Genomic DNA, 22,403 nt, shown 5'->3' with positions numbered 1-22,403 from the left:
CATAACTTTATGAAATCAAAGATTTGCATCTTGTCTTCTTTACCCGTTATGACATAATTATTTATTGAGTGCAATTATACGCATATCTGGATTTTTAGGAAAGTAGAGAAGTGCAGTTATGCCTACCCATCCACTTGCACCCCTGTTTGCTCGTGCAGCAAATGAGAAAAGCCAGAAGCAGCCCTGGTGGCGTCCACCTCTGCTCGATATTCCCATTGTAGGACGTCTGGCATTGGGTTTTTTGCTGGCTGCATTATTATCTGCACTTGTAACTGGAACAATTGGTCTGCAAAGGGTTGATACATTGTCCCAGGAGTCGAATATTTATCGTACTATTTTGCAACAAAGTTCTTCATTGGATACGGCTATGAGCGTGCTCCAGTTGATCCAGAATCAAGTGAATAAAAATATATACGCATCTCAAATCGACACATATGGAGACCAACGAACAGAGTGTATGAAAGAAATCCCTGTTCTAATAAAGAAATATGATCAGTTAATTCAAGACTATATTCATAAGGCTTTGCCTGACCATTCTCCTGGATTAGTGACCCTTCTTAATGACCATGAGTTTACCATTCAAATTGTGCAGCAGCGTGTTTATGTATCAGGCGTATGGCGTAGCTGGACCAGATATGATCTGGCTCTAAGCGATCTGTTGAGTGCTATTCAGCAAGGGAATGTTGCAGAGGAGCAAGAGAAAGAGACTAGTGTGCTTCCGCTTTACTATGCAGACGCGTCTAGCTCGCTTCATTCATTGATTCGTTTCAACTCTGATCTGCTGCCTGCGTCTATTGACAAAGCGGCCAGCCGAGAAACGTATCAACAATTTATGATTACCCTTCTCGGTTCGTTACTGGCTTTTATTGGGACTGTCTCAGTGGGTGTGCTCATTTCGCGTACGTTAGTCAACCGTCTGAAGCAACTTCATCAGGTGACTAAAGCAGTAGAGCATGGACAGATTGATGCGCGAGTAAAAGTCCATGGGACTGATGAAATTGCCGATGTCTCTGCCTCGGTGAATGTCATGCTTGATAGTCTCGTCAACGCAATGCGCCATACAATGCAAGCGAAGGAGCAGCTAGATTTAGCGTATGAGCAGCAGAGACAATTAAATCAGATGAAAGATCAATTTATTCTCAACGTTAGTCATGAGTTCCGTACGCCTTTGACTCAGGTCTATGGTTTTTTGCAGCTCTTGCAGGAGTATAGTGATAATCTGAGTGTAGAGCAACGTGCCATATTTATAGAACAGGCTACTCATGGAAGCGAAGAACTGATTCGACTGGTCGATACTATTCTCGATGCCAGATATAGCAATCGAGAAATCGCTGCTCCACAGTTAAAAGAGTTGGTATTATCTATGGTGGTGCAAAATACAGTGCGTCAGATTGACCCTCGAGAAGCCAGGGAACACCCGATTCAGGTTGATATCCCTACTCATTTGTTTGTATTTATTGATAAGAATTATCTCATTCAAATTATTCGTAATATTATTGCTAATGCTATAAAATATACACCTGCATCCACACCGATACTGATCTATGTCTCTTCACGAACTGATCTTGGGAGTCAATACACTATTTTATGCATTCAAGATAAAGGACCTGGTATTCCACCAGATGAACAGCCATTGTTATTTCAAAAGTTTGCACGTCTCCAACGGGATCTATCAGGCTCCATACGTGGTACTGGTCTAGGACTCTACATATGCAAGCAGCTTATAGAAGCGATGAATGGTCGGATCTGGGTAGAGAGTAGTGGCATTGCTGGAGAGGGCTGTTGTTTCTGCCTGGCGTTACCTGTTGCCATCACCTCTTCGAGTCAGAAGTCTCTGATTGCTTCTGTAAAAAGTGTTGATTCATAAAGCTACGGACTGGAGCGATAGTGGTAAGAGACTCCTTTCACCGTTGATGACGTGAAAGGAGTCTCTTGCTGCCTGTATGAATTGAAACAGGTCGAACGATTATCTGGCTGTTGTGTGCAAAGCCTCTTTAATGCTGAGCTCAAGTGGTGAGTAGGCATTATCATCACGCTGGAACTGCATAGATTCAAGCAGAGGCGTAGAGCGGTTACACATAAATCGGGGGATGCCAGAATGGTTTTGTGAAGCGGCATGGAACAGGAACGGATGACATAAGTAGATATCGCCAGCCTTCCCTGTCGTGTCAACCACGCGTAAGCGAACATCGTCATATTGCTGATAATTCAGAAAAAATTCATTGCGATCTGCCAGCTCAGTGTCAGTTTTCCCGGTGAGCTGAGCTATCCAGGGATGGCTTTCACCAAATAGCTTAATTGCCTCGTTGAGTTCGATTCCTTCTGGATAGTTTTGCAGAAATCGTGTAACGAGTTTATGAGAGCCCTCCGCTACGACGGTTCCCCCGCTATGAGGCCCGACATCTGAGAACAGACAGAGCACGAGTAAGCCCTGACCTGCACTATGAATAAAATGTCTGAAGAACATGCCATCCCAGTGCCAGCCACGCGTAGGAACAACCCAGGGTTTGTCAGCACCCTGACTGAAGTTGACTGGCCACCAGCCCCAATCCCGCGTCGTATCGTAGGCATATGTATAGCGACCAGGCCCCACAAGATCCTCAATAGCATCAAAGAACCGGGGAGTCGCACAGGCATTAAAGATATCATTTGCGTAAGTCTCTTTAAGATGGACCATTGGTTCTTGCCAGGTAGAGGGAAGCTCCTTATTAATTCCGAGTTCACTTAAACGCTGCCATAAAAAATCTTGAGCACGTAGAGCCTGTTGATGTGAAAACGCCTCTTCAAGATGCACATATCCACATTCAATGAATTGTTCAATCTGCGCATCCGTTAATACCTTAAACTGCATTGTAGGATTTTCCTTTCACTGTGAAGGCCAATTTTCAGGTCCGTACTTATATATATTAATATATTCACCTGTCTTTAGGAATGGTTACTTTAAACAAGAGAGGTGTCAGATCGTGTATTTATAGGCATACCAGCATAGAAATATACCGTAGACAGTTCTAAGGAGCCATTTTGAGATTGGTCAAAAATTGGCTTTGCAGATGTGATCAATTGCGAGAGTCTTACATAAATAGTGCTTGCTTTGTTGCGCCAAATTGTCTATACTCTGGCGTGGCCTATAGAAATAGTAAGTGTTGGTAGAGGCAGTTCAGACGTCGTCTAGTTCTGCAATCCCCACCTCAAACCCGTATTTGTTCGCGCTGAAACTCTTGCGTGACACTTCTAAGGTCTGGCATATTTTTGCCACGGTAACACAAAGATATATGCTAAGGTTGGTAGTGATGAGAGTATTCTCCAATTAGCAAGTAGGAGGTTTTTATGGAAGAGCAACGCGTCCCGGGAAGATATGGTTTTGAGGAGATTAAAAACAATCACCTGGAGCCATGGCCAAATCCTCATCCTGACCGAGATTATGTCACTCATTTTGAGATTCCTGAGTTTACCTGTCTCTGTCCTCGCTCTGGTTTCCCTGACTTTGCTACAATAGTGATTGATTATGTACCAGATGGCTATGTAGTGGAACTGAAGAGTCTAAAGCTCTACATCAACGCGTACCGTGATCGTCAGATCAGCCATGAATCGGCGGCCAACACTATTCTCAATGATCTTGTTGAATTGCTTAAACCCCGCTGGATGCGTGTCGTTGGCGATTACACCGTTCGTGGAAATATCAAAACGATTGTGTTTGCTGACTATGCACAACCTGATTATCAGGGCCCTCGTCCAGACTATCGTCGTTATCTACCAACGGGAATGTAGATTGGTATTGAGCGTGCCCACAAGGATAGCTTACGCGACTGAGCTAACAAGGAGAAATGATATGTCTAAATCCCAGTCCAGAAACCATGCTGTATTGATCGTCAGTGGTGGGATGGATAGCTGTGTGCTTTCCTATTATTATGCTGCGGCGGGCTTTGACCTGCATTTGCTCTCTTTTAATTATGGGCAGAAGCATCTCAAGGAGCTCACGTATGCCAAACGTTATGTGACCCATCTACGAGAACGCTTTGGACAGGGGCCGCGCGCAATCCAGGTTAGCTATGATATCATCGATCTTCCCATTGCCCGCCTGCTTACAAATTCGGATTCGGCCCTGATTAATGCTGATCTTGAGATGCCTAAAGGCCACTATACCGACGATAGTATGAAAGCTACCGTCGTCCCCTACCGAAACCCAAACATGCTATTACAGGCAGCCACAGTGGCCTGGAATGAGCATGCGAGCGTGGTTGCCTTTGCAGCCCATCAGGGAGATTATTCTCAATATCCAGATTGCCGTGAAGTTTTTGTAGATTCTTTCAATGCTATGTTAGCAGCAGCTATGAATTCTGAAGAGATCAAAGTAGAGTCACCTTTTATGCGCTTTACAAAAGCACAGATTGCCGCACTGGGATCAAGTCTGAGCGTCCCTTTCGAACTGACCTGGAGCTGTTATGAAGGTGGTAATAATGGTTTAGGGGATCAGCATTGTGGTTCATGTGGAACGTGCGTCGAGCGTTATGAAGCATTTAAGCTAGCTGGTATTCCTGATCCTACCGTCTATGCAAATAATCCAGAGCGTTTTTTAGCTATTCCTGGACAATCAAATTTGTAAATTATTACTATCTAATATGTAATTGTGAGGGGATCTATGCCACGCTTTGCCATTATTACACGAGAGTTTACGTTTGAAGCAGCCCATCATTTGCCGAATCATAAAGGTAAATGCAAACGACCACATGGCCATTCTTATCGGCTTCAGATCTCCTTACGCGGGCCCATTCTCAATGCCCCCGGGCAATCTGAGGATGGAATGGTAATGGATTTTGACGATCTGAAGCATATTGTCAACACCACCATTATTGACGAGCTGTCTGACTCTGTTCCGCGAGGGCTGGATGCTCGTCCAGTAGAAAAGGGTGGGTTAGATCATAATAACCTGAATGATCTCACGGGCATCCGCACAACCGCTGAAAACCTTGTGCATTGGATCTGGGATGCGCTTGTTGCTGGTGGTGTTCCTGATGAACTCCTCTATAGAATACGTTTGTGGGAGACTGAAAAAGGTTGCATTGAGATTACGCATGCTGAACGAGAGGAGATATAAGATGGTGGTAAATGTTGCTACTCGTTTGCTGCAAATTTCAGAGATCTTTGGTCCCACTATCCAGGGTGAAGGTTTATTAATTGGGAAGCCAACGGTGTTTGTGCGCACAGGGGGATGCGATTATCGCTGTAGCTGGTGTGATAGCCTTTATGCAGTCTTACCTGAGCACAAGTCTGAATGGCGCTCACAGAGTGCTGAGGAGGTGTTTGCCGAAGTGCAACGCCTTTCCAATTTTCAACCTATTCTGGTCACGCTCTCCGGTGGGAATCCAGCCATCCAACCTCTGTCCGACCTGATCACCCTTGGTCATGCTTCTGGCTATACGTTTGCTATTGAAACGCAAGGAAGTGTGGCTCAGCCATGGTTTGCCGAGCTTGATTATCTGACCCTCTCTCCCAAGCCCCCTAGCAGCAGGCAAGTAACCCGATGGGATCGACTGGAGCGCTGTCTTGAAATTGCCAGTCATGGGCAAAATGGACGCACTGTACACACTTGCCTTAAAGTAGTCGTCTTTGATGAAGAGGACTATGCGTATGCTAGAGATATTGCCGCTCGTTATCCCGACCAGCCTCTTTACTTGCAGGCGGGAAATCATACGCCACCTCATCTGGCAGAAAAGATAGACATCACTGGTATCCTGGAAAGAATGGATTGGTTGATCCAACGGACAATCGAGGATCAATGGTATACCGTTACCATTCTGCCACAATTACACACGCTACTCTGGGGGAATAAGCGTGGTGTATAGGGTAGACCAGGATGCGCTTATCAGGAACGGCTATTCCGGGGACAAGCTGATCTAACTGAGAATAACAGGGAAGTTTTCTTAAAAGAATAGCGTTCTCTATTAAAGAGGATTGTGAGCTCACATTGAGTGTCGCAGCATATTGTAGTCCTGCTAGAGTATGGTGCACAAATGAAGAGATAGTTTTTTTGAAGCATGAGAGTTAACTATCGCACTCTCAATGTGACTGCCAGAGAGATCTTCTATCTACCAGTGTTTACATCTTAAAGAAAAGAGATGCATCCAGAGTGGATAGAGATGTGGATAGAGGTATAATATCCACAGTGATACATTCAAACTCGTTGAAGTGAGGAAAAAAAACATATGGTAATGCACATGGATCAGGAGCGAGCTCGCAATAACGGACACGATGCCCACGATGAGCAACCACAGGCCAGGCACGTTGATTATGCTCGACTGCTCGAATTGGGACGCGAGTTATTAATTGCGGTTGGTGAAAATCCTGACCGTGAAGGACTGCTTGATACACCACGTCGTTGGGCTGACTGGTGGCGCGAGTTTATTGAGTATGATCCGGGAAAAACAGAGACAATTTTCAATACAGCCTCGACTGATCAGATGGTCTGTGTCTCAGGTATGCGAGTCTTCTCGCTCTGTGAGCATCATTTGTTACCTATGTGGTGTGATGTCTCTATTGGCTATATTCCCGATGGAAAAGTCTTAGGACTCTCCAAATTTGCTCGTATTGCACACCAATTTGCCCATCAACTCCAGATCCAGGAGCGTTTGGGGCAAGAGATTGCAGATGAGATAAGCCGTATTACAGGGACCAGTCATGTCGCAGTGGTTCTTAAAGGTGAACATCTGTGTATGACTGGACGTGGCATTCGCACTCCTGGGGTCATGACTTCTTCTGTGATGCGTGGAGTATTCCGTGAACACTACGAGACCAGAATGGAATTTCTTCGTCTGATCGAGTAATACTATTGTGTGATACGTAGAATAATCTACATGTGCTTTTTGATGCGCAAGCCAGTAAAAAGGTCTTGCGCTTTTTTGTTACAGCAGACCAGGCCATTTTTTTTCATCTTCGACCTCGAAATTGGCGCTAGCCGGGCCCTCGTCTTCCTTTTATAATAATGTCTCTGTACCATTGATACCATGCTAAGAAAGGGATTAAGTCATAATGTTCATGCAAGTTGCGCCCGTCACTCTCGTTGGCACTGTTGTTCGTTTAGAGCCTCTCCAATTGGAGCATGCAGACGCCTTATTTCAGGCTGGTCAGGATCCCACGATCTGGCGCTTTTTAAGGCAGAATTATGCAACTTCTCCTGGTGATATGGAAGGTTGGATTGCCTCAGCTTTAGAAGAGCAGCAGGCTGGTACCTCACTTCCCTTTGCTATTATTGAGCAAGCTACTGGTCAGATTGTAGGTTCTACACGGTATCTCGATATCTCCTATCCTAATCGCGGCTTAGAGATTGGCTGGACCTGGTTAAGTCCCAGTGTGCAGCGCACACGTGTTAATACAGAGTGTAAATATCTTCTGTTACGTCATGCTTTTGAGCAGCTCGGTGCCATTCGTGTTCAATTAAAAACACATCATGAAAACTTTCGTTCACAGCGTGCGATTGAACGAATTGGCGCGACCAGAGAGGGCGTTCTGCGCAATCATGTGATTCTAGTAGATGGGAGCTACCGACATTCTGTGTATTACAGTATTATTGAGAGTGAGTGGCCTGCTGTAAAGCATTCTCTGGAAGAGAAATTACAGCAATAGTCGACCTCTTGTCTGGAGTTACCTCCTTTATATGATGAATATAGTTAGTTTAGATGCTATCTTATATATTATATGAAGGAGATGTAATGGTGTGTAAACCTGAACAACCATTAAGCAAGCTCTATAAAAAAAAGAGTATCTTTATTCTCATTGTCTCATTCTTGTGGTATGGATGCGATTGTTGATATAATTATTTTGGATAAATGGAAAATTTATGCCATAAAACAGTTTTGAGTGGGTTGTAGAAGCTGGATGGAGAGCAATTATCTATGAATTATTTGCGAAAAATGCGTTTTGGGAGGGCGGAAATCGGGCTTGTTGGCATTGTTACCATTGCTGTCATTATTCGAATATTGCTCATTGCCCAGGGATGGCCAGGTACAAATAGCGATGAAGCAACGATGGGATTAATGGCGCTGCATATAGCAAATAATGGTGAGTTGCCGATCTTTTTTTATGGTCAGAATTACATGGGTGCTTTAGAAGCGTATCTAGCGGCAGGCTTCTTTCATTTTTTTGCGCCTTCACTGTTCGCATTGCGCCTGAGCCTTGTGATCATGTTTGCCCTCTTCCTTTTTGTGCTCTATGCTCTCTCATGCCTGCTCTATTCGCGAAAAGTTGCTCTGTGGTCATGCTTGCTTCTCAGTCTGGGATCGGTTGAGATGTTGACGCGCCAGACGAAAGCAGTTGGAGGTGCTCTGGAGACCCTTCTGTTTGGTGCTTTGGCGATGCTGCTGAGTACATGGCTGGTTTTATCCTGGTCTCCTACGTATGGCTTTAAAGAATACCGTCAACGCAGTTGGCTCTATCTATGTTTAGGCGTGAGTATTGGACTGGGAATCTGGAGCCATTTACTGATCATTCCGTTTGTTGGAATGGCCTGTCTCCTCCTGCTCTGTTTCTGTCGCCGTGAACTATTTTCATTGGGAGGTCTTGCTCTCTGCTGCGGTATTCTCTGTGGGGCCTTTCCACTTATGCTTTTTAATCTTCAGCATCCATCTGAGAATTCATTGATTACTTTTCTTCATTTAAATAATGCTGGTGGAATGGCCACAACCAGCACTACAATGCAAGAACATTCTTTGTGGGATAGTCTGCTTGGAACCACGTTGTTCAGTCTGCCGCTGGCGACTGGAGCCACTCCAATCTGTATGGCCTCAACTACTCCTGGTGTCTGGCGTGGACAGCTTTCGTCTTGTATGGTCTGGCAGGGCATATGGGGAGGCACATTTCTGCTCTTGCTCTCCTGCTCTACCTGTCTCGTAGCCTATCAGTTGTTTCGATTAGCACGTCTTTACAAGCAGAGTGCTGATACGATGAAAGTACGTCCACAGATAGTTCGCCTGGTTGCTCGCGTCTTTTTGTTGCTCTGTGGTTGGGGAACGATCTTCAGCTATCTTTTGAGCCCTGCGCCTGCCCTGGTGCCGATTACATCTGCGCGCTATCTTGTTGGTTTGCTGATTGTTACGCCTACCCTGGTTGCCTTTTTATTGGAATGTCCTCTGCCCCTGTTCTCTTTTCGACGTGTACTGGAAAAGGTCTCTCTAAGCCTCGCTGTTCTGCTTGTTATCGTGCTAGGTTACGGGACCTATACAGCTTTTCTGCAAGTGCCCGATGTGCAAAAGATTAATGAGCAGCAAGAGGCATTAATACAGAACTTGCTCCAGAGAAATGTGACAGATATTTATTCAGATTATTGGACCTGTAACTGGCTGATTTTTCAAAGTCGAGAGCGGATTATCTGTAGCGTCGTTGATGACTCTTTAGAGCAAGGACAGAATCGTTATCCCTCCTATCAAGATGAGGTGAAGATGGCTGAGAAGGCCTTTTATCTCTTACCTTCAGGTTCTTCCGGAGATAAAAACTTGCAACAGAGGCTCTCTCTGCTCCAAATACCTTGTCAACAAATAACGATAGAAAACTATCATCTTTATGTGCCAGTAACATCTTCTCCTACTAGGTCCTGCCTGAACCCGAATGCATAAAATATATAAGTTGTACACTACGTTTTCTATGAAAGAGAGGAGCTGCCATGTACGATGGTTCTGGCAACTCCTCTTGAGACGTGAATTGTGAGGCTCTTATCCCCAGCGGCTGCGCAACCGGGGAAGGATCTCTTTCGCATAGAGCTTTAAGAAGCGAGATTGGTCGTCGCCAGGGGCATGGAAAACGAGATTATTGAAGCCCAGTTCGATATATGGGCGAATCTGCTCAATATGTTCTTCCGGGTCATTGGAGACCAGCCAGCGCTTGTAGGCTTGATCGGCAACGGCTTCTGCTTTCTGTTCCATTTCTCGTGCATTATGGATGTTGACTTTGTCTTCGGCTGAGAGGGAAAGTGCAGCCCAGATACGTGTATCAGACAGTGCTTTATTCCGATCAGTATCGAAAGAAACTTTAACTTCAATCATACGATCGAGGCTTTCAGGATCTTTGCCCGCAGCTCTGGCGCCCTCTTCAACTGCTGGTAGTAATTGGTCGCGGTAGAGCGTATCGCCCTTGCCAGAGGTACAGATAAAACCATCTCCTGCTCGGCCTGCAAACTTTGCTGCAACAGGGCCACCAGCACCGATATAGATGGGGACAGGCTTGTCTGGGCGATCATAGATTGTTGCATTGTGCGTCTTGTAATACTGTCCTTCGTAATTGACCAGTTCATCCTTCCAGAGCTTCTGAATCAGATCAACTGCTTCACGCAGGCGAGCCAGACGCTCTTTGGCTGGTGGCCACTCCGCACCAGTTACCGCAATCTCATTGAGTGACTCACCAGAGCCTACTCCTAGAATGATACGTCCTGGATAGAGGACACCCAACGTTCCAAAGGCCTGGGCAATGACTGCTGGCGGATAGCGGAAGGTGGGGGTCAGGACGCTCGTACCAAGCTCTATCCGTTTCGTCCGCTCACCTGCTGCACCTAGCCAGACGAGAGCCGAAGGTGCATGTCCATTGGTATGTCGCCAGGGCTGAAAATGATCGCTGATCCAGACGCTATCAAAGCCCAGATCTTCAGCCTCTACGGTAAAGTCGAGCAGCTGGCGTGGACCAAACTGTTCGGCAGATGCCTTATAACCTAACTTCAAGGGACGATTTGCCATTCCTGATCTCCTCTTGTTTGTAGTAGTGTGAAACCCTTTCTCTCTATCCTATCACAAGCGCACGACACTCCGCGCCCTATAAAGCTTTCTTGCGTGTTCTATCAAGCACAATGGCCTACGGAATCTTTTGAGTTCGCTGCTTTTCTGTGTATCCTGAGAGAGGAAAACGATGTGTACTGATCTGTAATATACATCTCTCATAACAAAGTTCAAGCATCGCAGAAAATGTATATATTTTTTCTTCTGATAAAGAAAGAATAGATTATACTCACTGATAGTGAAGCCACCCAATCGATTCTCAGGTCTCTCTGTTTCTCTATCTGGATAATTTCCTGTACTGTGCATAGAGAATAGCACTGTCTTGCTTATCCTCTTTCCTGATATAAAAATACCTAGCCTTTCTCTAAGCGTGAGCATATGAAGTACTGGCAAGATGAGGCTTGAGCCTGTTTCCATTATACTCACTGGTAGCCTTACGGGCTGGATATCGTGGATATCGTGGATATTGTATACTTGTTGCTAGCATAGTTTTGTGAGCCAACGCTCACTTTGGGAGGCATAGACTGTTGGCTAGTCAGAAATTCCTGGTGCAATCTACCAAGGATAAACCTTATTTACAGCCCCCGCCAGGGCGGCGCTTTGTACGTTCGTTTCTTTTTTCACGACGAGTAAATGCTCCTCTTGCTCAAGTTCACTTGCTTGCTCGTCTCATCTTTGTGCTGTGTCTCTCAGCCGCACAGTTGAGAACGATTAATACTGCTCATCCAGATCTCTCAGGGGCTCTCCTCTTATGGATCGTGAGTATCGGCTTTTTTACGTTAAGTGGAATGCATGAAAAGGTTGCCCGCTGGTATCTCTTATTGACTCTGCCAACAATGGTTAGCCTCTTTTTAACCTGGGCCCTCTTCAATCCTGTACCTGGACATGTCATACTGGTGGAGAAGCCAATTTATTCAGGAAATGTAGCCTTTGGATTTTCTTTCTGGCAGGTACTCTGGCTGGCTGTGGTTGTGATCTATTACCTCTGGCGACGGGCCCTGTTTACTGGTATTTTGCTGGCTTCCTGCCTGACCCTTTTGCTGACAAGCTTCCTTGTTTTGCCCTCCTGGCCCATCGCTCAGATCCATCTATTTCATCCACTCACGTTACAGATAAGTGATCGCGGTCTGATGCTGGCATTGACAAAGATGGTTGGATATTCTGGGATGATGCTCTCAACAGTGGCGATTGTCGTGACGAGCCGTGATACAGAGCTCATTGGATTACTTATGCAATTACGTTTGCCTCAGCCTGTCACGTTTTTCCTGAGTACGGTCTTTCGTGCATTGAATCTGGCTGTAGCTGATTATGAAACAATCTATCAAGCGCAGATTGCACGCGCTATTAATGCTCGACCGCGCAGTTTTATCCGGCGTTTACGAGATTTTAGTAGCATTGCTGTACCGATGGTCGCTATGATGATTCGTCGTTCGAGTGAGATTGGAGATGCTCTCCTGGCTCGCGGATATACATTGCAGCAGAAGAGTACCGACTATTATGAGACGAGTCCATGGCGCTTGATTGATTGGTTTGTGCTGGTGTTAAGCCTTGTTTTACTTTATCTTGCGTTGGGGCCTCATCCCGACCTGCCGAGTATTTTGGTGTAAGGAGTGTCGTTATGGTGACAACAGAATCTTTTGATGAGTCATATATGAGCTCACCCGCTCCTCAAAGCAAGAAGGTAGCCGCCCTCGAAGTCTCTGGTCTCTGGTGGCGCTATCCTACCTTTAATGAACAGCCCTCCACATGGACGTTGCGAGATCTCTCATTGCGTGTAGAGCAGGGAGAATGTTTTGGTATCACTGGACCCAGTGGTGCTGGCAAAACAACGCTCTGTCGGACCTTAATGGGGATTCTGCCTTTTACTGCTCGTTTGAATGCGGAGCAGCAGCCTCACCATTTTCGAGGCCACCTGTCGCTATTGGGTCAACCAATTACTGCTACAACGAGCTCTACTCATCAGATGGGCATGGTGTTACAGGACCCTGAAAATCAGTTTTTGCGGATGAGCCTGCTACACGAGCTAGGAATGGGTTTGCAGATTCAAGGGGTACCGAATGATGAGATTCTTCGTCGCTCCTTTGAGGCACTGAAATGGGTTGGATTGGAGCACCTCTGGCATGGAGCAGCTTACTTGCACCCTTCTGATCTATCCGGTGGACAGAAACAACGGGTAGCTATTGCGGCTTTTCTGGCTTTACGGCCCGAAGTCCTGATTTTAGATGAACCAACCAGTGATCTTGATCCTGTTGGAAAACGTGAAGTGATTGAGACCATTGCACGCCTACGGCAGGATTATCGAATGACTGTTGTGCTTGTCGAGCAAGATCCTGATATTTTAGCGACCTTCTGTGATCGGATTGCAGTACTTAACAAAGGGCGCATTGAACTTGTTGCAACCCCCAGGCAGTTCTATGCGAACCGCTCGATCCTCGAACCTGCGGGAGTTACCGTTGGCGAATTAGTTCAGATCTCATGGCAGACAGGGCATCTATATGAATCGCGTCCTCCGCTCACTCTGGAGGAAGGAATTGAGACGTTTGCTCCAATTGTTGCCCAGCAGACCTTCGCTTCCCAGACGGTTATTCAACCAAAACAAGATCAACCTGTCGTTGAGGCGGTTGGTGTAACCTATCATTATGGCGATGGGACAACAGCGCTTAAAGGGATCGACCTGACATTGAATAAAGGGGAGATGTTAGCCCTCTTAGGACCGAATGGGAGTGGAAAGACGACTTTTGCGAAAATTCTGGCGGGAATCTATCGTGCATCGCAAGGGAAAATTCAAGTCTTAGGACAGGATCTTGCGAGCCGAAAAGTCCGCTCACATCTTGCACGCTCGGTGGGCTATGTCTTTCAAAATCCTGATCACCAGCTGTTCTGTCGCAAAGTGAGCGATGAGATTGAGTATGGTCTAAAGAATCTCCGCATTGACCCAAAAAGACGGCGTGAAATTGTGGCAACAACCCTTGAAGCCGTACAATTAAGCTCTTATGCGAGTGAAGATCCCCTCTTTTTAAGCAAAGGACAGAGGCAGCGTTTAGCTGTAGCTGCTGTGTTAGCGATGGGGCCAGACATCTTGATTGTTGATGAGCCAACCACTGGACAGGATCGCCGTTCTATCCTTGGCATTATGCAGTTGCTAGGAGAGCTTCAGCAGCAGGGAAAAACTATTTTGATTATCACCCATGACATGACGCTGGTTGCAGAATATTGTCAGCGTGTCGTCGCCTTCCGTTCAGGGCAGCTTTCCTTTACAGGGACACCAACCGAGCTTTTTGCACAACCAGAAACCTTAGCTCAGACCGGGCTCTCAGCCCCATCTGCGGCTGCCTTAAGCGCCTCGCTTCGTCCAGTCTATCCACATCTTCCGCCTTTATTGACAGCACAACAGTGGAGTGATGCTCTTAAACACGCATAGCCTTTTTGAGGAAAGCGCTGTCCGAAAAAGATGAACCGTGGTATAATAGAACAGGCTTTTGCTAATCCTGTTCTATATTTATAGAACCTCTTCCTAGCTCTTGTAACTCATCACGTCTGACACATAAAGAGAATCAATCACCATTCTTATGCTGTCTATCTCAGAGGAACCAGAGAGAAAAAGAACTTATCGCCAATGAAAGATCGTCTGCGAATTCGTAGTCAACATCGCCGCCTTATTGATCAGCTAAAAGGTCGGCTTATTTTTACCATTGGGCTATTAGTCTGCTGCTTTATTCTCACATCAACCGTTGGGATTGCTGCGGTGAACAATCAGCAGCAATTGGGTGAGCAGAAAGTTGCTATTCATAATGATATCAGTGTGTTGTTACAGTCCATGGTTGATCAAGAGACCGGTCTTCGGGGCTATGTCACCACAGATACACCAACTTTTCTAGATCCTTATAATAGTGGTCGCAATCAATACAGCCAGATCTTTCAGAACCTTAAGGCACGTTTATCCAATGCTCAATTTCAGTCAACCTCTCAGGCTCTTGATCAGGTAGATATAAGCGCGAAACGCTGGATGACCACTTTTGCAGACCCGGTCTTCACAAAGATGCAGGCAAAAAATTTCGCAGAAGTTCGTGATGAGCAGACGCAAACACAGGGCAAAACATTATTTGACGATTTTCGTGCAAAAATCACTCATTTGCAGAATGCAAGTGATGATGAGCTTGCTAACCTCCAGTCAGCGGCAAGCCTGACAGATTATGGAGCGCTGGCTGCCTCCATTCTATTTGCCATTATTGCTATTTTCTGGCTATCCCAAACGTTCTCGCGTTTTGCAATTCAACAGCGTGAACAGCTCTCGCTCCTACAGGAAGCAGCCGTAGCCTTTGGCGCTGGTGATCTCAATGTTCGTGTTGAGGATCTTACCGATGCAGATATGCGCGAGGTTGGTTATACATTTAATTCGATGGCGACCATTCTCCAGGAACAACAGGGAGCGCTAAAAGATCGCGATATTCTGGAACAGGTATCGAGAATTAATGCACTATTAACTGACAGCTTAAACCTCACCGATCTGATGGAGCAATTTTTACGGACCATCCTCCCGTTATTGGACATCCAGGTAGCTGCCTTTTATCTTCTAGATCGTCAAAGCAATCAGCTACGTCTGTTTGCCTCCCAGGGTGTGAATACCGAGCATATCCAGGAGACTTTTGCATTGGGGGAAGGCTTAATTGGGCGTGTAGCTCGGGATCGTCAGCCATTTATGCTTACGAGTACTCAGAGTAAAGATGCCACCTATTTTCAGATCAAAACGATTTATGGGACCGTCTTACCAGCGGGGCTCTATCATCTGCCAGTGCTTCAGGGAAATGATCTCCTTGGAGAGTTAGTAGTTGGTTCCCTGTACCCAATCAGCGAGCAGACGCGCAATGTACTGAACGTTGCCATCACCAATGTTGCGGCTGCGGTAAGTAACACTCAGGCGTATGCTCATATTCAGGCGCAGGCTCAGGAACTGGCGCGTTGGGCTGGAGAACAGGAAGAGGCTAATCGAGTATTACGTCAGCAACGCGATGAGTTAAGTGCGCTCAACGCAGCGTTAGAAGAAGCCAATCGTGCGCGTAGCCGTTTCCTTTCAACCATGTCTCATGAACTGAGGACACCATTAACCTCTATTATTGGCTTTGGACAGATGTTGTTACGAACGACTGCGAAATCTCCTTTAACCGAACGCCAGACAGGCAATATTGATCGTATCCTCAAGAATGCTCAGCACCTGCTTACACTTATCAACGATGTTCTAGACCTTGCGAAGGTAGAAGCAGGTCGTATGGATATCAATGCGACGGAAGTGAATCTGGCTGATCTCCTGGGTTCTCTGGTTGAGGAGACACGTTCGGTTGCTCTTGAGCGGAGGCTCAGAGTCACCGTGGATGTCGCCAGTGACGCTACTCTCATCGAGACTGATCCCTTAAAGCTACGTCAGATTGTCTTGAATCTGCTCTCGAACGCTCTCAAATTTACTGAAAAAGGTGGAGTGACGATCACAGCCAGGAAGCATACGACTAACGCAGGGCAAGGTGACTCTGAACAGGTGAGTATTGCCGTTAAGGACAGTGGGATCGGTATTGAGCCCGAGTTGCAGGCTCGTATCTTTGAGGCATTTTACCAGATAGATAATAGTAATAGCCGTAACTATGCTGGAACAGGACTGGGACTTTCCATTGTCCGTGAGTTTACAACGCTGCTGGGCGGTAAAATAGAGATTGAAAGCGAGCCTGGTCAAGGAACCACCTTTACCATCATTCTTCCACTTCATGCACGCGATCTTCAATCGCTACAGGACCTTCGCCTGAATACGCTGACGCGTCAGGATCTGCCCCCGCCACGTTTTAATGGTGGTGCACTCAGTATTCCCCTACCAGATTCTTCATCGTTAGCTGACAATGATGAGTTCTTAGTGGTAGCTATTGATGATAATCCTGACGTATTGCAACTCATCGCAGCCTCTTTAGAGCAATCACCGTATAGAGTGGTGGGAGTGCAGGATGCGACCCAGGCTTTATCAGTGATTCAGGCTTTAAAGCCGCATGCAGTAACACTTGATATTATGATGCCAAAAGTGAATGGCTGGCAGATTTTGCATCAACTTAAATCAAATCCTGCCACAGCTATGATTCCAGTCATTCTTTTAACAGTCCTTGAGGACCGTTCTGCGGGTTACGTCTTGGGCGCCGACGAGTATCTTGTAAAGCCTGTCGCTCGTGATGCGCTTATTGCAACCCTTCATCAACTGACGAATACGTATGCTCCACTGCGCGAAGAGACCGGGTATCAAGTATCTACTCTGGCCATGATGAACGGAGAGCAATCGCAGTCTTCTTCATTAAAGCCCATCCTATTAGTACATAATGAGCCAAATGTTCACGAATTAATCGAACGATTAGTGCAAGAGACTGGCTATGATCTACAGGAAATTGAAGGTGGAAAAGATGTCATTCAGCTCATTGAGCAGTCACCTCCAGATTTATTAATGCTATTTATGCAGGTGGATCGAAAGAGCGAGTCTAAAGAAGCAGATGGAGAGACAATTGTGGAGAGTCACTCATCCCCAATCCAGGAAGCATCGCCAGAAGAAGATATGTAGGAGTAAATGGAATAAAAAAGAACCAGACATTTAAGCTGTTACCTGGTTCTTTTTTATTCCTATTCATTGTATATCCATAATAGCGTCTGAATTGGAGCTCTAAAGAATGAGATCAGAGCCGCTGACCATAGACGATATTAAAGTCATACGTACAGTAATATTTCTCCGCTTCTTGTATCCAGAGGGCAATGGTCTCATCATATTCGCGAGATGAAATATTTAGTGTTGTAGTAATGAGTGGTTTGATAGAAGAGATAGCGCTACTCAGATCTGTCACGAGCATTGAACCCATACGGCCTCCCCAATTTCCAAACGGAAGTGTTTGAATCTGCTCATTGACATTCTGGAGACCAGCATCAAGTAAAAATCCTTTTGTACGTCGCCCAACACTAAGATCAATACCTCGTTTTTCGCTTGCAGCTTTAAACCAATTATAGACGCGTGTGCCAGCAGGTCCTTTATTATTAAAGCTCAAATCAACCTCAACGAGTTCAATCCAGCCTCCTCGGCGTGTGACACGCACCAGTTCCTTCACCTCATCTGGCCAGGTATGGAGAGGTAATGCGAGAATCAGAAAACGTTGATGAACGAAATCGAAGCTCTCATCAGGAAAAGGGAGCCCTTCCAAAATATTACCTTGTACAAAGTGACATTGTGAAGTAAATGGAATCGTTGTTGTTTGAGGGGCTGGTGGGGTGAGATCAATCCCATAACATTGAGCCTGTGGATGCTCCTGAGCCGTCTCAAATAGCCAGCGTCCAGTGCCACAAGCGACATCTAAAATTGATAGTGGTTGTTGAACAGGAGCAAGATAGAGGCCCTGGAACGCATAACGCAGCAGATAATGTTGAAAATCTAAACGATTGATCTCCTGCAAATGTTTAGGCAGCATATACGGAGCATCAGGTGAAAAATTATGCCGCTGTAGAAACTTTTCTGTTCTAAGAGCCTGCTTTTTTTCTGTTCTGGCAAAAAAACGACTAAAAAAATTCATCAGGTATTCGATCTCCATTCATACCATATAGCATCATACATAATCCTATAATATAAATTAATTGGTACTATGTCAATATATAATGGCAATAATTGTACTAATTGAAATATTGGATAGTGCAATTTGCCTGCCCCAGTCTTCTTTGATGTATCACAATTCCAAGTATGATTTTAAATTTCTTATAGAATAAAAAAAATATTTTTGTGGGCTTGCTTAAATGTATAATTTACTTTTTTGGACCTTTAAAGTTATTAAAAGATGAGTTTAAATGGGAACAAATATGTTAAGGAGCTGTAAAATTATTCATAAATATGGAATACCAATAAAAATAGCTAGAATTATTTGATAAGATAAATTATAATAAAAGGTGAGATGTATGGCTCGTGGAGAGCCAGCATTCGCGTCTCTCTTCAATATTGTAGGTATGCGTGTTCGTTCTTTGCAGCCAACAAAGACAGGCATGCAAAATGCAATGAGACGTCTCCTTTTTAAGCAGTTGAGAAAGCTTCTCAGAAGATTGTGAAGCATTCTCATGTTCTCTGCTCGTCGGGTACTGTCATACTGAAAAAAAAGGAAGTGAACGTATGTTACAATCCCGTTTTTATGCCCGCCTGTTCTTCGCTTTTCTTGCCTTCTCCCTCGTGATCACAAGCGTACTTCTTCTGTTGTTGCAGCATAATCCTGTTCATGCAGCAGCTCAGTACAACGTGTTGTTTGACAATGCGCATGCTGAAACGGCAGGTAATGCTGATTGGGTCATCAGTACCAGCCAACCTGATCCATTGACACAGAATGCGAATCCTCAGGTTGAGACAGACTGGACTGGAGGAATTAGCGCCTGGGGTGTTGCGCTACAAAAGACAGGTCGTTATAGTCTTAAGACTAATACGAGCGCCATCACATACGGCAATACCAGTAATCCATTAGATCTCAGCCACTTTAATGCCTTCGTTCTGCCTGAGCCAAATACCCTTTTCACCAGTAGTGAGAAGACAGCAATCCTCACATTTGTTCGCAATGGTGGTGGACTATTTATGGTTGCTGATCATAATGGCAGTGATCGCAATAATGATGGCTATGATTCACTCCATATTTTTAATGACTTGATGAACAACAATGGCATTGGTAATGATCTCTTTGGTATTCAGTTTGATGTGTTAAACATTGCTTCGGAGAATCCCAGCAATGATACCCCGAATGGAGACCCCGTTTTAAGTGGGCCATTTGGCGTTGCCCAGGGAAGCATCATTAGAAACGGAACGACTGAGACGATCAATACAGCAGATAATGCAAGTGCCCATGGCATTATTTATCGTAGTAGTAGTTCAAATACGGGAAATACAGGTGCTTTTCTCTCAGGTAGCCGTTATGGCAGTGGCCGTGTTCTTGCTATTGGTGATAGCTCAGCAATTGATGACGGGACCTGTTCGTCAGGAAATACCTGTTACAATGGTTGGAATGATCCTAATGGTCAAGATTATAACCTCTTCCCCAATGGCACTGAGTGGTTGGCTTCCGGAAGTTCATCTGTAACACCAACGCCAACATCAACCAATACGCCGACCCCAACGCCAACATCAACTAATACACCAACGCCAACGCCAACATCAACCAGTACACCAACACCAACACCGACCCCAACGCCAACATCAACCAGTACACCAACACCAACACCGACCCCAACCAGTACACCGACGCCAACTCCCACACCTGGTGGAAATTTGATTCAGAATGGCGGTTTTGAAAATGGGAGCACGAGTTGGACAGAGAGCTCTAGTGGTGGATATGAAATTATTGATAATTCTAATCCACATACTGGATTGAATGAGGCCTATCTCTGTGGTTATAACAATTGTAGTGATAGCCTCTATCAGACCGTTACTATCCCTGCAACAGCTTCTAGTGCTACTCTAAGCTACTACTGGTATGTCTCCACCAATGAGACGTCCCATTCCCATGATTTCTTGTATGTTCGTGTACGAAGCACGAGTGGCTCAACGTTAAAGACGCTACAAACGCTTAGCGACGGGAGCACGACAAATAGTTGGCAGAGTGCCAGTTATGATGTTAGTGCCTACAAAGGTCAGACCATTCAGATAGCGTTTGTCTCCACAAATGGGTCAATGCTTCCTACAAGCTTTTATATTGACGACGTCGCACTTGCGACCAACTAAGCATATGGTATGCAACCCCTCTGTTACATAGGCAACAGAGGGGTTTTTTTAATAATCTTTTAATGGTAGCGTCTTATGACTGTGCGGTAAAATACCTGAAAAAGAGTACTGTGTTTTTTATTGGATTTCACTAGTAAATTTTGTATATCCAGGTCTGTCTGACTATGCAAATGTGCAAAGGCGGAACAAATGGAACACCTGATCTTGCCAACTATCGACTGTCCTTTCCCTTCTTTGATGAATCCTCATGTAGAAGCTGTCCATGAACATACATTAGCATGGGTTCAAGACTGCCGTCTTGTTCAAAAAGAAGCAGCTATTCAGCGTTTTTCCTCTTCCCGCTTTGCCTGGTTGACTGCACGTGCCTATCCACTGGCGGACGAGACAACATTGGCCCTTGCCAATGATTGGCTTGTCTGGTTGTTTATGTTTGATGATCAGTTTGATGATGGTCTGTTAGGTCGCCAACCTGATTTATTGTGGCCATTATTTGCTGACCTGCTTAGCTTGTTGAAAGAAGACGTCAAACCTCTTCCTGTAACGCCAATACAGCTTGCTTTACATGATCTGTGGCAACGTTCGCTGCAGTGCACCACAGAGGCATGGCAAGCGCGTTTGATCGATCATCTGACTTCTTACTTTGAGACCTACTGTTGGGAGTCTCAGAACCGGCTGGAAGGAAACGTGCCAGAGGTAGAGACGTATATTGAGAAACGCTATCATACAGGGGGGCTGCTGATTGCCTTTGATCTTATTGAGATTACTGAAAAACGAGAGCTCCCCTCTGAAGTTGTCGAGCATCCTATCTTTCAAATTCTTACTCGGACCACAAATAATGTGGTCTGTTGGAGTAATGATCTTTTTTCTTTAGCAAAAGAGAGAGCTCGTGGTGATGTTAATAATCTCGTGCTCGCTATCCAGAAAAAAGAGCATCTCTCGTTGCAGGCTGCCATGGCACGTGTGCATGCCTTAATCAATGAAGAGATGGCAACCTTTATGCATGCTGAGAAAGAGCTCCCTTCGTTTGCGCCAGAGGTTGATCGTGCTCTTCAGCGATATCTTCTCGACTTCCGTTGTTGGATGAGTGGAAACTTTGTATGGTCATTAGAAACGGGGCGCTATGGTCAGGTAGAGCAGACGGCTGCTGGTGAGTCGGTAAGTTATATTGAGAAGATTTTACATTAATGATCTCATAAAAGTGATGCAGAGTGTTCTTGTTTTATTTCTTCCACACTCTGCATTATTATTGTAATTACTGATCGAATCCTTCATCCAGACCATCATCATCATCGTCTTCTGTGTTTGCCTCAATACCTAGATAGACACAGGTCCAACCAACAATAAAGAAAGATCGCCATAACCCTTGCTCGAAAGCAGAAAGATGTTCTGGTACAAGTTCTTGTAGGATCATAGTAAATTGGGTATCATCCAACATAATGACTTCAGTTGTTCCATGATCTTGCAAGAATATCTGATGTGCTCGAATGCCTGCTTGATAGCCATGCTCAATGGCGCTTTCATAAATAACCATTTCTGAGAGACCGATGCGGACATTTTTTCCGAACGGAAGGTCGCTGTGGGGGGCATAGATGAGATCCGCGATCTTCTGCAATGGCGGAACTTCCTCTTGAGCGTGTGAATAGTTCGACATCGTTTTCTGCTTTCTTCGTCTGCTTTCTTCTACAGTGTTCGTGAGAAGTGGTGCTTACATTCCCTCTTATGACAATCATACAAAAAGCTCAGACCATTGCATACCTACTATTACTTTTTGGTATCCATTATGGAGAAATAAATTCTACTTATGATGTATATGCTGACATAGAGTTGAAGAAGGCTCGAATGTTAAAACTTTTACCTGTCTCGGCTGATGTGTTTCCATTGATAAGGGTGCCATCGCA

At 45.3% G+C, this 22,403-nt stretch carries 17 protein-coding genes; 13 read left to right on the top strand and 4 right to left on the bottom strand.

Features of this window, described 5'->3' with window-relative positions:
• The first annotated feature begins 118 nt into the window (after window positions 1-118).
• Window positions 119-1,867 carry a HAMP domain-containing sensor histidine kinase gene (locus EL628_RS29010; RefSeq protein WP_126583457.1) on the top strand — a complete coding sequence of 583 codons (1,749 nt, stop codon included), beginning with the start codon at window positions 119-121 and terminating at the stop codon, window positions 1,865-1,867.
• 99 nt (window positions 1,868-1,966) lie between these two features.
• On the opposite strand, the gene EL628_RS29005 is transcribed toward EL628_RS29010, so the two are convergent.
• Window positions 1,967-2,851 (bottom strand): phytanoyl-CoA dioxygenase family protein, encoded by an 885-nt coding sequence (locus EL628_RS29005; protein ID WP_126583456.1) that lies wholly within the window; start codon window positions 2,849-2,851, stop codon window positions 1,967-1,969.
• A gap of 476 nt (window positions 2,852-3,327) precedes the next feature.
• On the opposite strand from EL628_RS29005, the gene queF reads away from it, so the two are divergent.
• From queF to EL628_RS28970, 7 genes are all read left to right on the top strand, one after another.
• Window positions 3,328-3,768, top strand: a complete 441-nt coding sequence (gene queF / locus EL628_RS29000; protein WP_126583455.1) for a preQ(1) synthase — start codon at window positions 3,328-3,330, stop codon at window positions 3,766-3,768.
• Window positions 3,769-3,829: 61 nt separating this feature from the next.
• Window positions 3,830-4,603, top strand: a complete 774-nt coding sequence (gene queC, locus EL628_RS28995; protein WP_126583454.1) for a 7-cyano-7-deazaguanine synthase QueC — start codon at window positions 3,830-3,832, stop codon at window positions 4,601-4,603.
• A 36-nt stretch (window positions 4,604-4,639) separates the two neighbouring features.
• Window positions 4,640-5,095, top strand: coding sequence for a 6-pyruvoyl trahydropterin synthase family protein (locus EL628_RS28990; RefSeq protein ID WP_126583453.1), 456 nt, complete (start codon window positions 4,640-4,642; stop codon window positions 5,093-5,095).
• A 1-nt stretch (window position 5,096) separates the two neighbouring features.
• Window positions 5,097-5,843 carry a 7-carboxy-7-deazaguanine synthase QueE gene (gene queE, locus EL628_RS28985; protein WP_126583452.1) on the top strand — a complete coding sequence of 249 codons (747 nt, stop codon included), beginning with the start codon at window positions 5,097-5,099 and terminating at the stop codon, window positions 5,841-5,843.
• Between the two features lie 360 nt (window positions 5,844-6,203).
• Window positions 6,204-6,821 carry a GTP cyclohydrolase I gene (folE, locus tag EL628_RS28980; protein ID WP_126583451.1) on the top strand — a complete coding sequence of 206 codons (618 nt, stop codon included), beginning with the start codon at window positions 6,204-6,206 and terminating at the stop codon, window positions 6,819-6,821.
• A gap of 211 nt (window positions 6,822-7,032) precedes the next feature.
• Entirely contained in the window at window positions 7,033-7,620 is a 588-nt protein-coding gene (locus EL628_RS28975; RefSeq protein WP_126583651.1) for a GNAT family N-acetyltransferase, read from the top strand.
• A gap of 269 nt (window positions 7,621-7,889) precedes the next feature.
• The gene (locus EL628_RS28970) at window positions 7,890-9,605 is read left to right on the top strand and encodes an ArnT family glycosyltransferase (RefSeq protein WP_126583450.1); all 1,716 of its coding nucleotides are present in this window, start codon (window positions 7,890-7,892) and stop codon (window positions 9,603-9,605) included.
• 96 nt (window positions 9,606-9,701) lie between these two features.
• Here EL628_RS28970 and fgd read toward each other — a convergent pair whose 3' ends face one another.
• Entirely contained in the window at window positions 9,702-10,715 is a 1,014-nt protein-coding gene (gene fgd / locus EL628_RS28965) for a glucose-6-phosphate dehydrogenase (coenzyme-F420) (protein WP_126583449.1), read from the bottom strand.
• 566 nt (window positions 10,716-11,281) lie between these two features.
• Between fgd and EL628_RS28960 the strand changes: the two genes are divergently transcribed.
• The 3 genes from EL628_RS28960 (at window position 11,282) to EL628_RS28950 (ending at window position 17,337) form a co-directional block, all read left to right on the top strand.
• A complete protein-coding gene (locus tag EL628_RS28960) occupies window positions 11,282-12,361 on the top strand; it encodes an energy-coupling factor transporter transmembrane component T (RefSeq protein WP_126583448.1) in 1,080 nt (359 codons plus the stop codon).
• A gap of 11 nt (window positions 12,362-12,372) precedes the next feature.
• Window positions 12,373-14,175, top strand: coding sequence for an ABC transporter ATP-binding protein (locus tag EL628_RS28955; protein ID WP_126583447.1), 1,803 nt, complete (start codon window positions 12,373-12,375; stop codon window positions 14,173-14,175).
• A 195-nt stretch (window positions 14,176-14,370) separates the two neighbouring features.
• The gene (locus EL628_RS28950) at window positions 14,371-17,337 is read left to right on the top strand and encodes an ATP-binding protein (RefSeq protein WP_126583446.1); all 2,967 of its coding nucleotides are present in this window, start codon (window positions 14,371-14,373) and stop codon (window positions 17,335-17,337) included.
• Between the two features lie 112 nt (window positions 17,338-17,449).
• On the opposite strand, the gene EL628_RS28945 is transcribed toward EL628_RS28950, so the two are convergent.
• Entirely contained in the window at window positions 17,450-18,331 is an 882-nt protein-coding gene (locus EL628_RS28945; protein ID WP_161975861.1) for a class I SAM-dependent methyltransferase, read from the bottom strand.
• 584 nt (window positions 18,332-18,915) lie between these two features.
• On the opposite strand from EL628_RS28945, the gene EL628_RS28940 reads away from it, so the two are divergent.
• Window positions 18,916-20,505, top strand: a complete 1,590-nt coding sequence (locus EL628_RS28940) for a choice-of-anchor J domain-containing protein (protein WP_126583444.1) — start codon at window positions 18,916-18,918, stop codon at window positions 20,503-20,505.
• A gap of 189 nt (window positions 20,506-20,694) precedes the next feature.
• Window positions 20,695-21,690 carry a terpene synthase family protein gene (locus EL628_RS28935; RefSeq protein WP_126583443.1) on the top strand — a complete coding sequence of 332 codons (996 nt, stop codon included), beginning with the start codon at window positions 20,695-20,697 and terminating at the stop codon, window positions 21,688-21,690.
• A 67-nt stretch (window positions 21,691-21,757) separates the two neighbouring features.
• Here the strand turns inward: EL628_RS28935 and EL628_RS28930 are convergent, their stop codons facing one another.
• The gene (locus tag EL628_RS28930; protein ID WP_126583442.1) at window positions 21,758-22,156 is read right to left on the bottom strand and encodes a hypothetical protein; all 399 of its coding nucleotides are present in this window, start codon (window positions 22,154-22,156) and stop codon (window positions 21,758-21,760) included.
• Between the last annotated feature and the right edge of the window lie 247 nt (window positions 22,157-22,403).

This window comes from Tengunoibacter tsumagoiensis, assembly GCF_003967535.1.
In the GTDB taxonomy this organism is placed as follows: Bacteria; Chloroflexota; Ktedonobacteria; order Ktedonobacterales; family Ktedonobacteraceae; genus Tengunoibacter; species Tengunoibacter tsumagoiensis.
Note: the sequence above shows the minus strand (reverse complement) of the source record. Positions and strands in the feature narration are given on the sequence as shown.

Coding starts and splice junctions, on each gene's coding strand:
- fgd (WP_126583449.1), bottom strand. CDS start 10,715: ATGGCAAATCGTCCCTTGAAGTTAGGTTATAAGGCATCTGCCGAACAG.
- EL628_RS28990 (WP_126583453.1), top strand. CDS start 4,640: ATGCCACGCTTTGCCATTATTACACGAGAGTTTACGTTTGAAGCAGCC.
- EL628_RS28935 (WP_126583443.1), top strand. CDS start 20,695: ATGGAACACCTGATCTTGCCAACTATCGACTGTCCTTTCCCTTCTTTG.
- EL628_RS28950 (WP_126583446.1), top strand. CDS start 14,371: ATGAAAGATCGTCTGCGAATTCGTAGTCAACATCGCCGCCTTATTGAT.
- EL628_RS28945 (WP_161975861.1), bottom strand. CDS start 18,331: ATGAATTTTTTTAGTCGTTTTTTTGCCAGAACAGAAAAAAAGCAGGCT.
- folE (WP_126583451.1), top strand. CDS start 6,204: ATGGTAATGCACATGGATCAGGAGCGAGCTCGCAATAACGGACACGAT.
- EL628_RS28970 (WP_126583450.1), top strand. CDS start 7,890: ATGAATTATTTGCGAAAAATGCGTTTTGGGAGGGCGGAAATCGGGCTT.
- queC (WP_126583454.1), top strand. CDS start 3,830: ATGTCTAAATCCCAGTCCAGAAACCATGCTGTATTGATCGTCAGTGGT.
- EL628_RS28955 (WP_126583447.1), top strand. CDS start 12,373: ATGGTGACAACAGAATCTTTTGATGAGTCATATATGAGCTCACCCGCT.
- queE (WP_126583452.1), top strand. CDS start 5,097: ATGGTGGTAAATGTTGCTACTCGTTTGCTGCAAATTTCAGAGATCTTT.
- EL628_RS28975 (WP_126583651.1), top strand. CDS start 7,033: ATGCAAGTTGCGCCCGTCACTCTCGTTGGCACTGTTGTTCGTTTAGAG.
- EL628_RS29010 (WP_126583457.1), top strand. CDS start 119: ATGCCTACCCATCCACTTGCACCCCTGTTTGCTCGTGCAGCAAATGAG.
- EL628_RS28930 (WP_126583442.1), bottom strand. CDS start 22,156: ATGTCGAACTATTCACACGCTCAAGAGGAAGTTCCGCCATTGCAGAAG.
- queF (WP_126583455.1), top strand. CDS start 3,328: ATGGAAGAGCAACGCGTCCCGGGAAGATATGGTTTTGAGGAGATTAAA.
- EL628_RS29005 (WP_126583456.1), bottom strand. CDS start 2,851: ATGCAGTTTAAGGTATTAACGGATGCGCAGATTGAACAATTCATTGAA.
- EL628_RS28940 (WP_126583444.1), top strand. CDS start 18,916: ATGTTACAATCCCGTTTTTATGCCCGCCTGTTCTTCGCTTTTCTTGCC.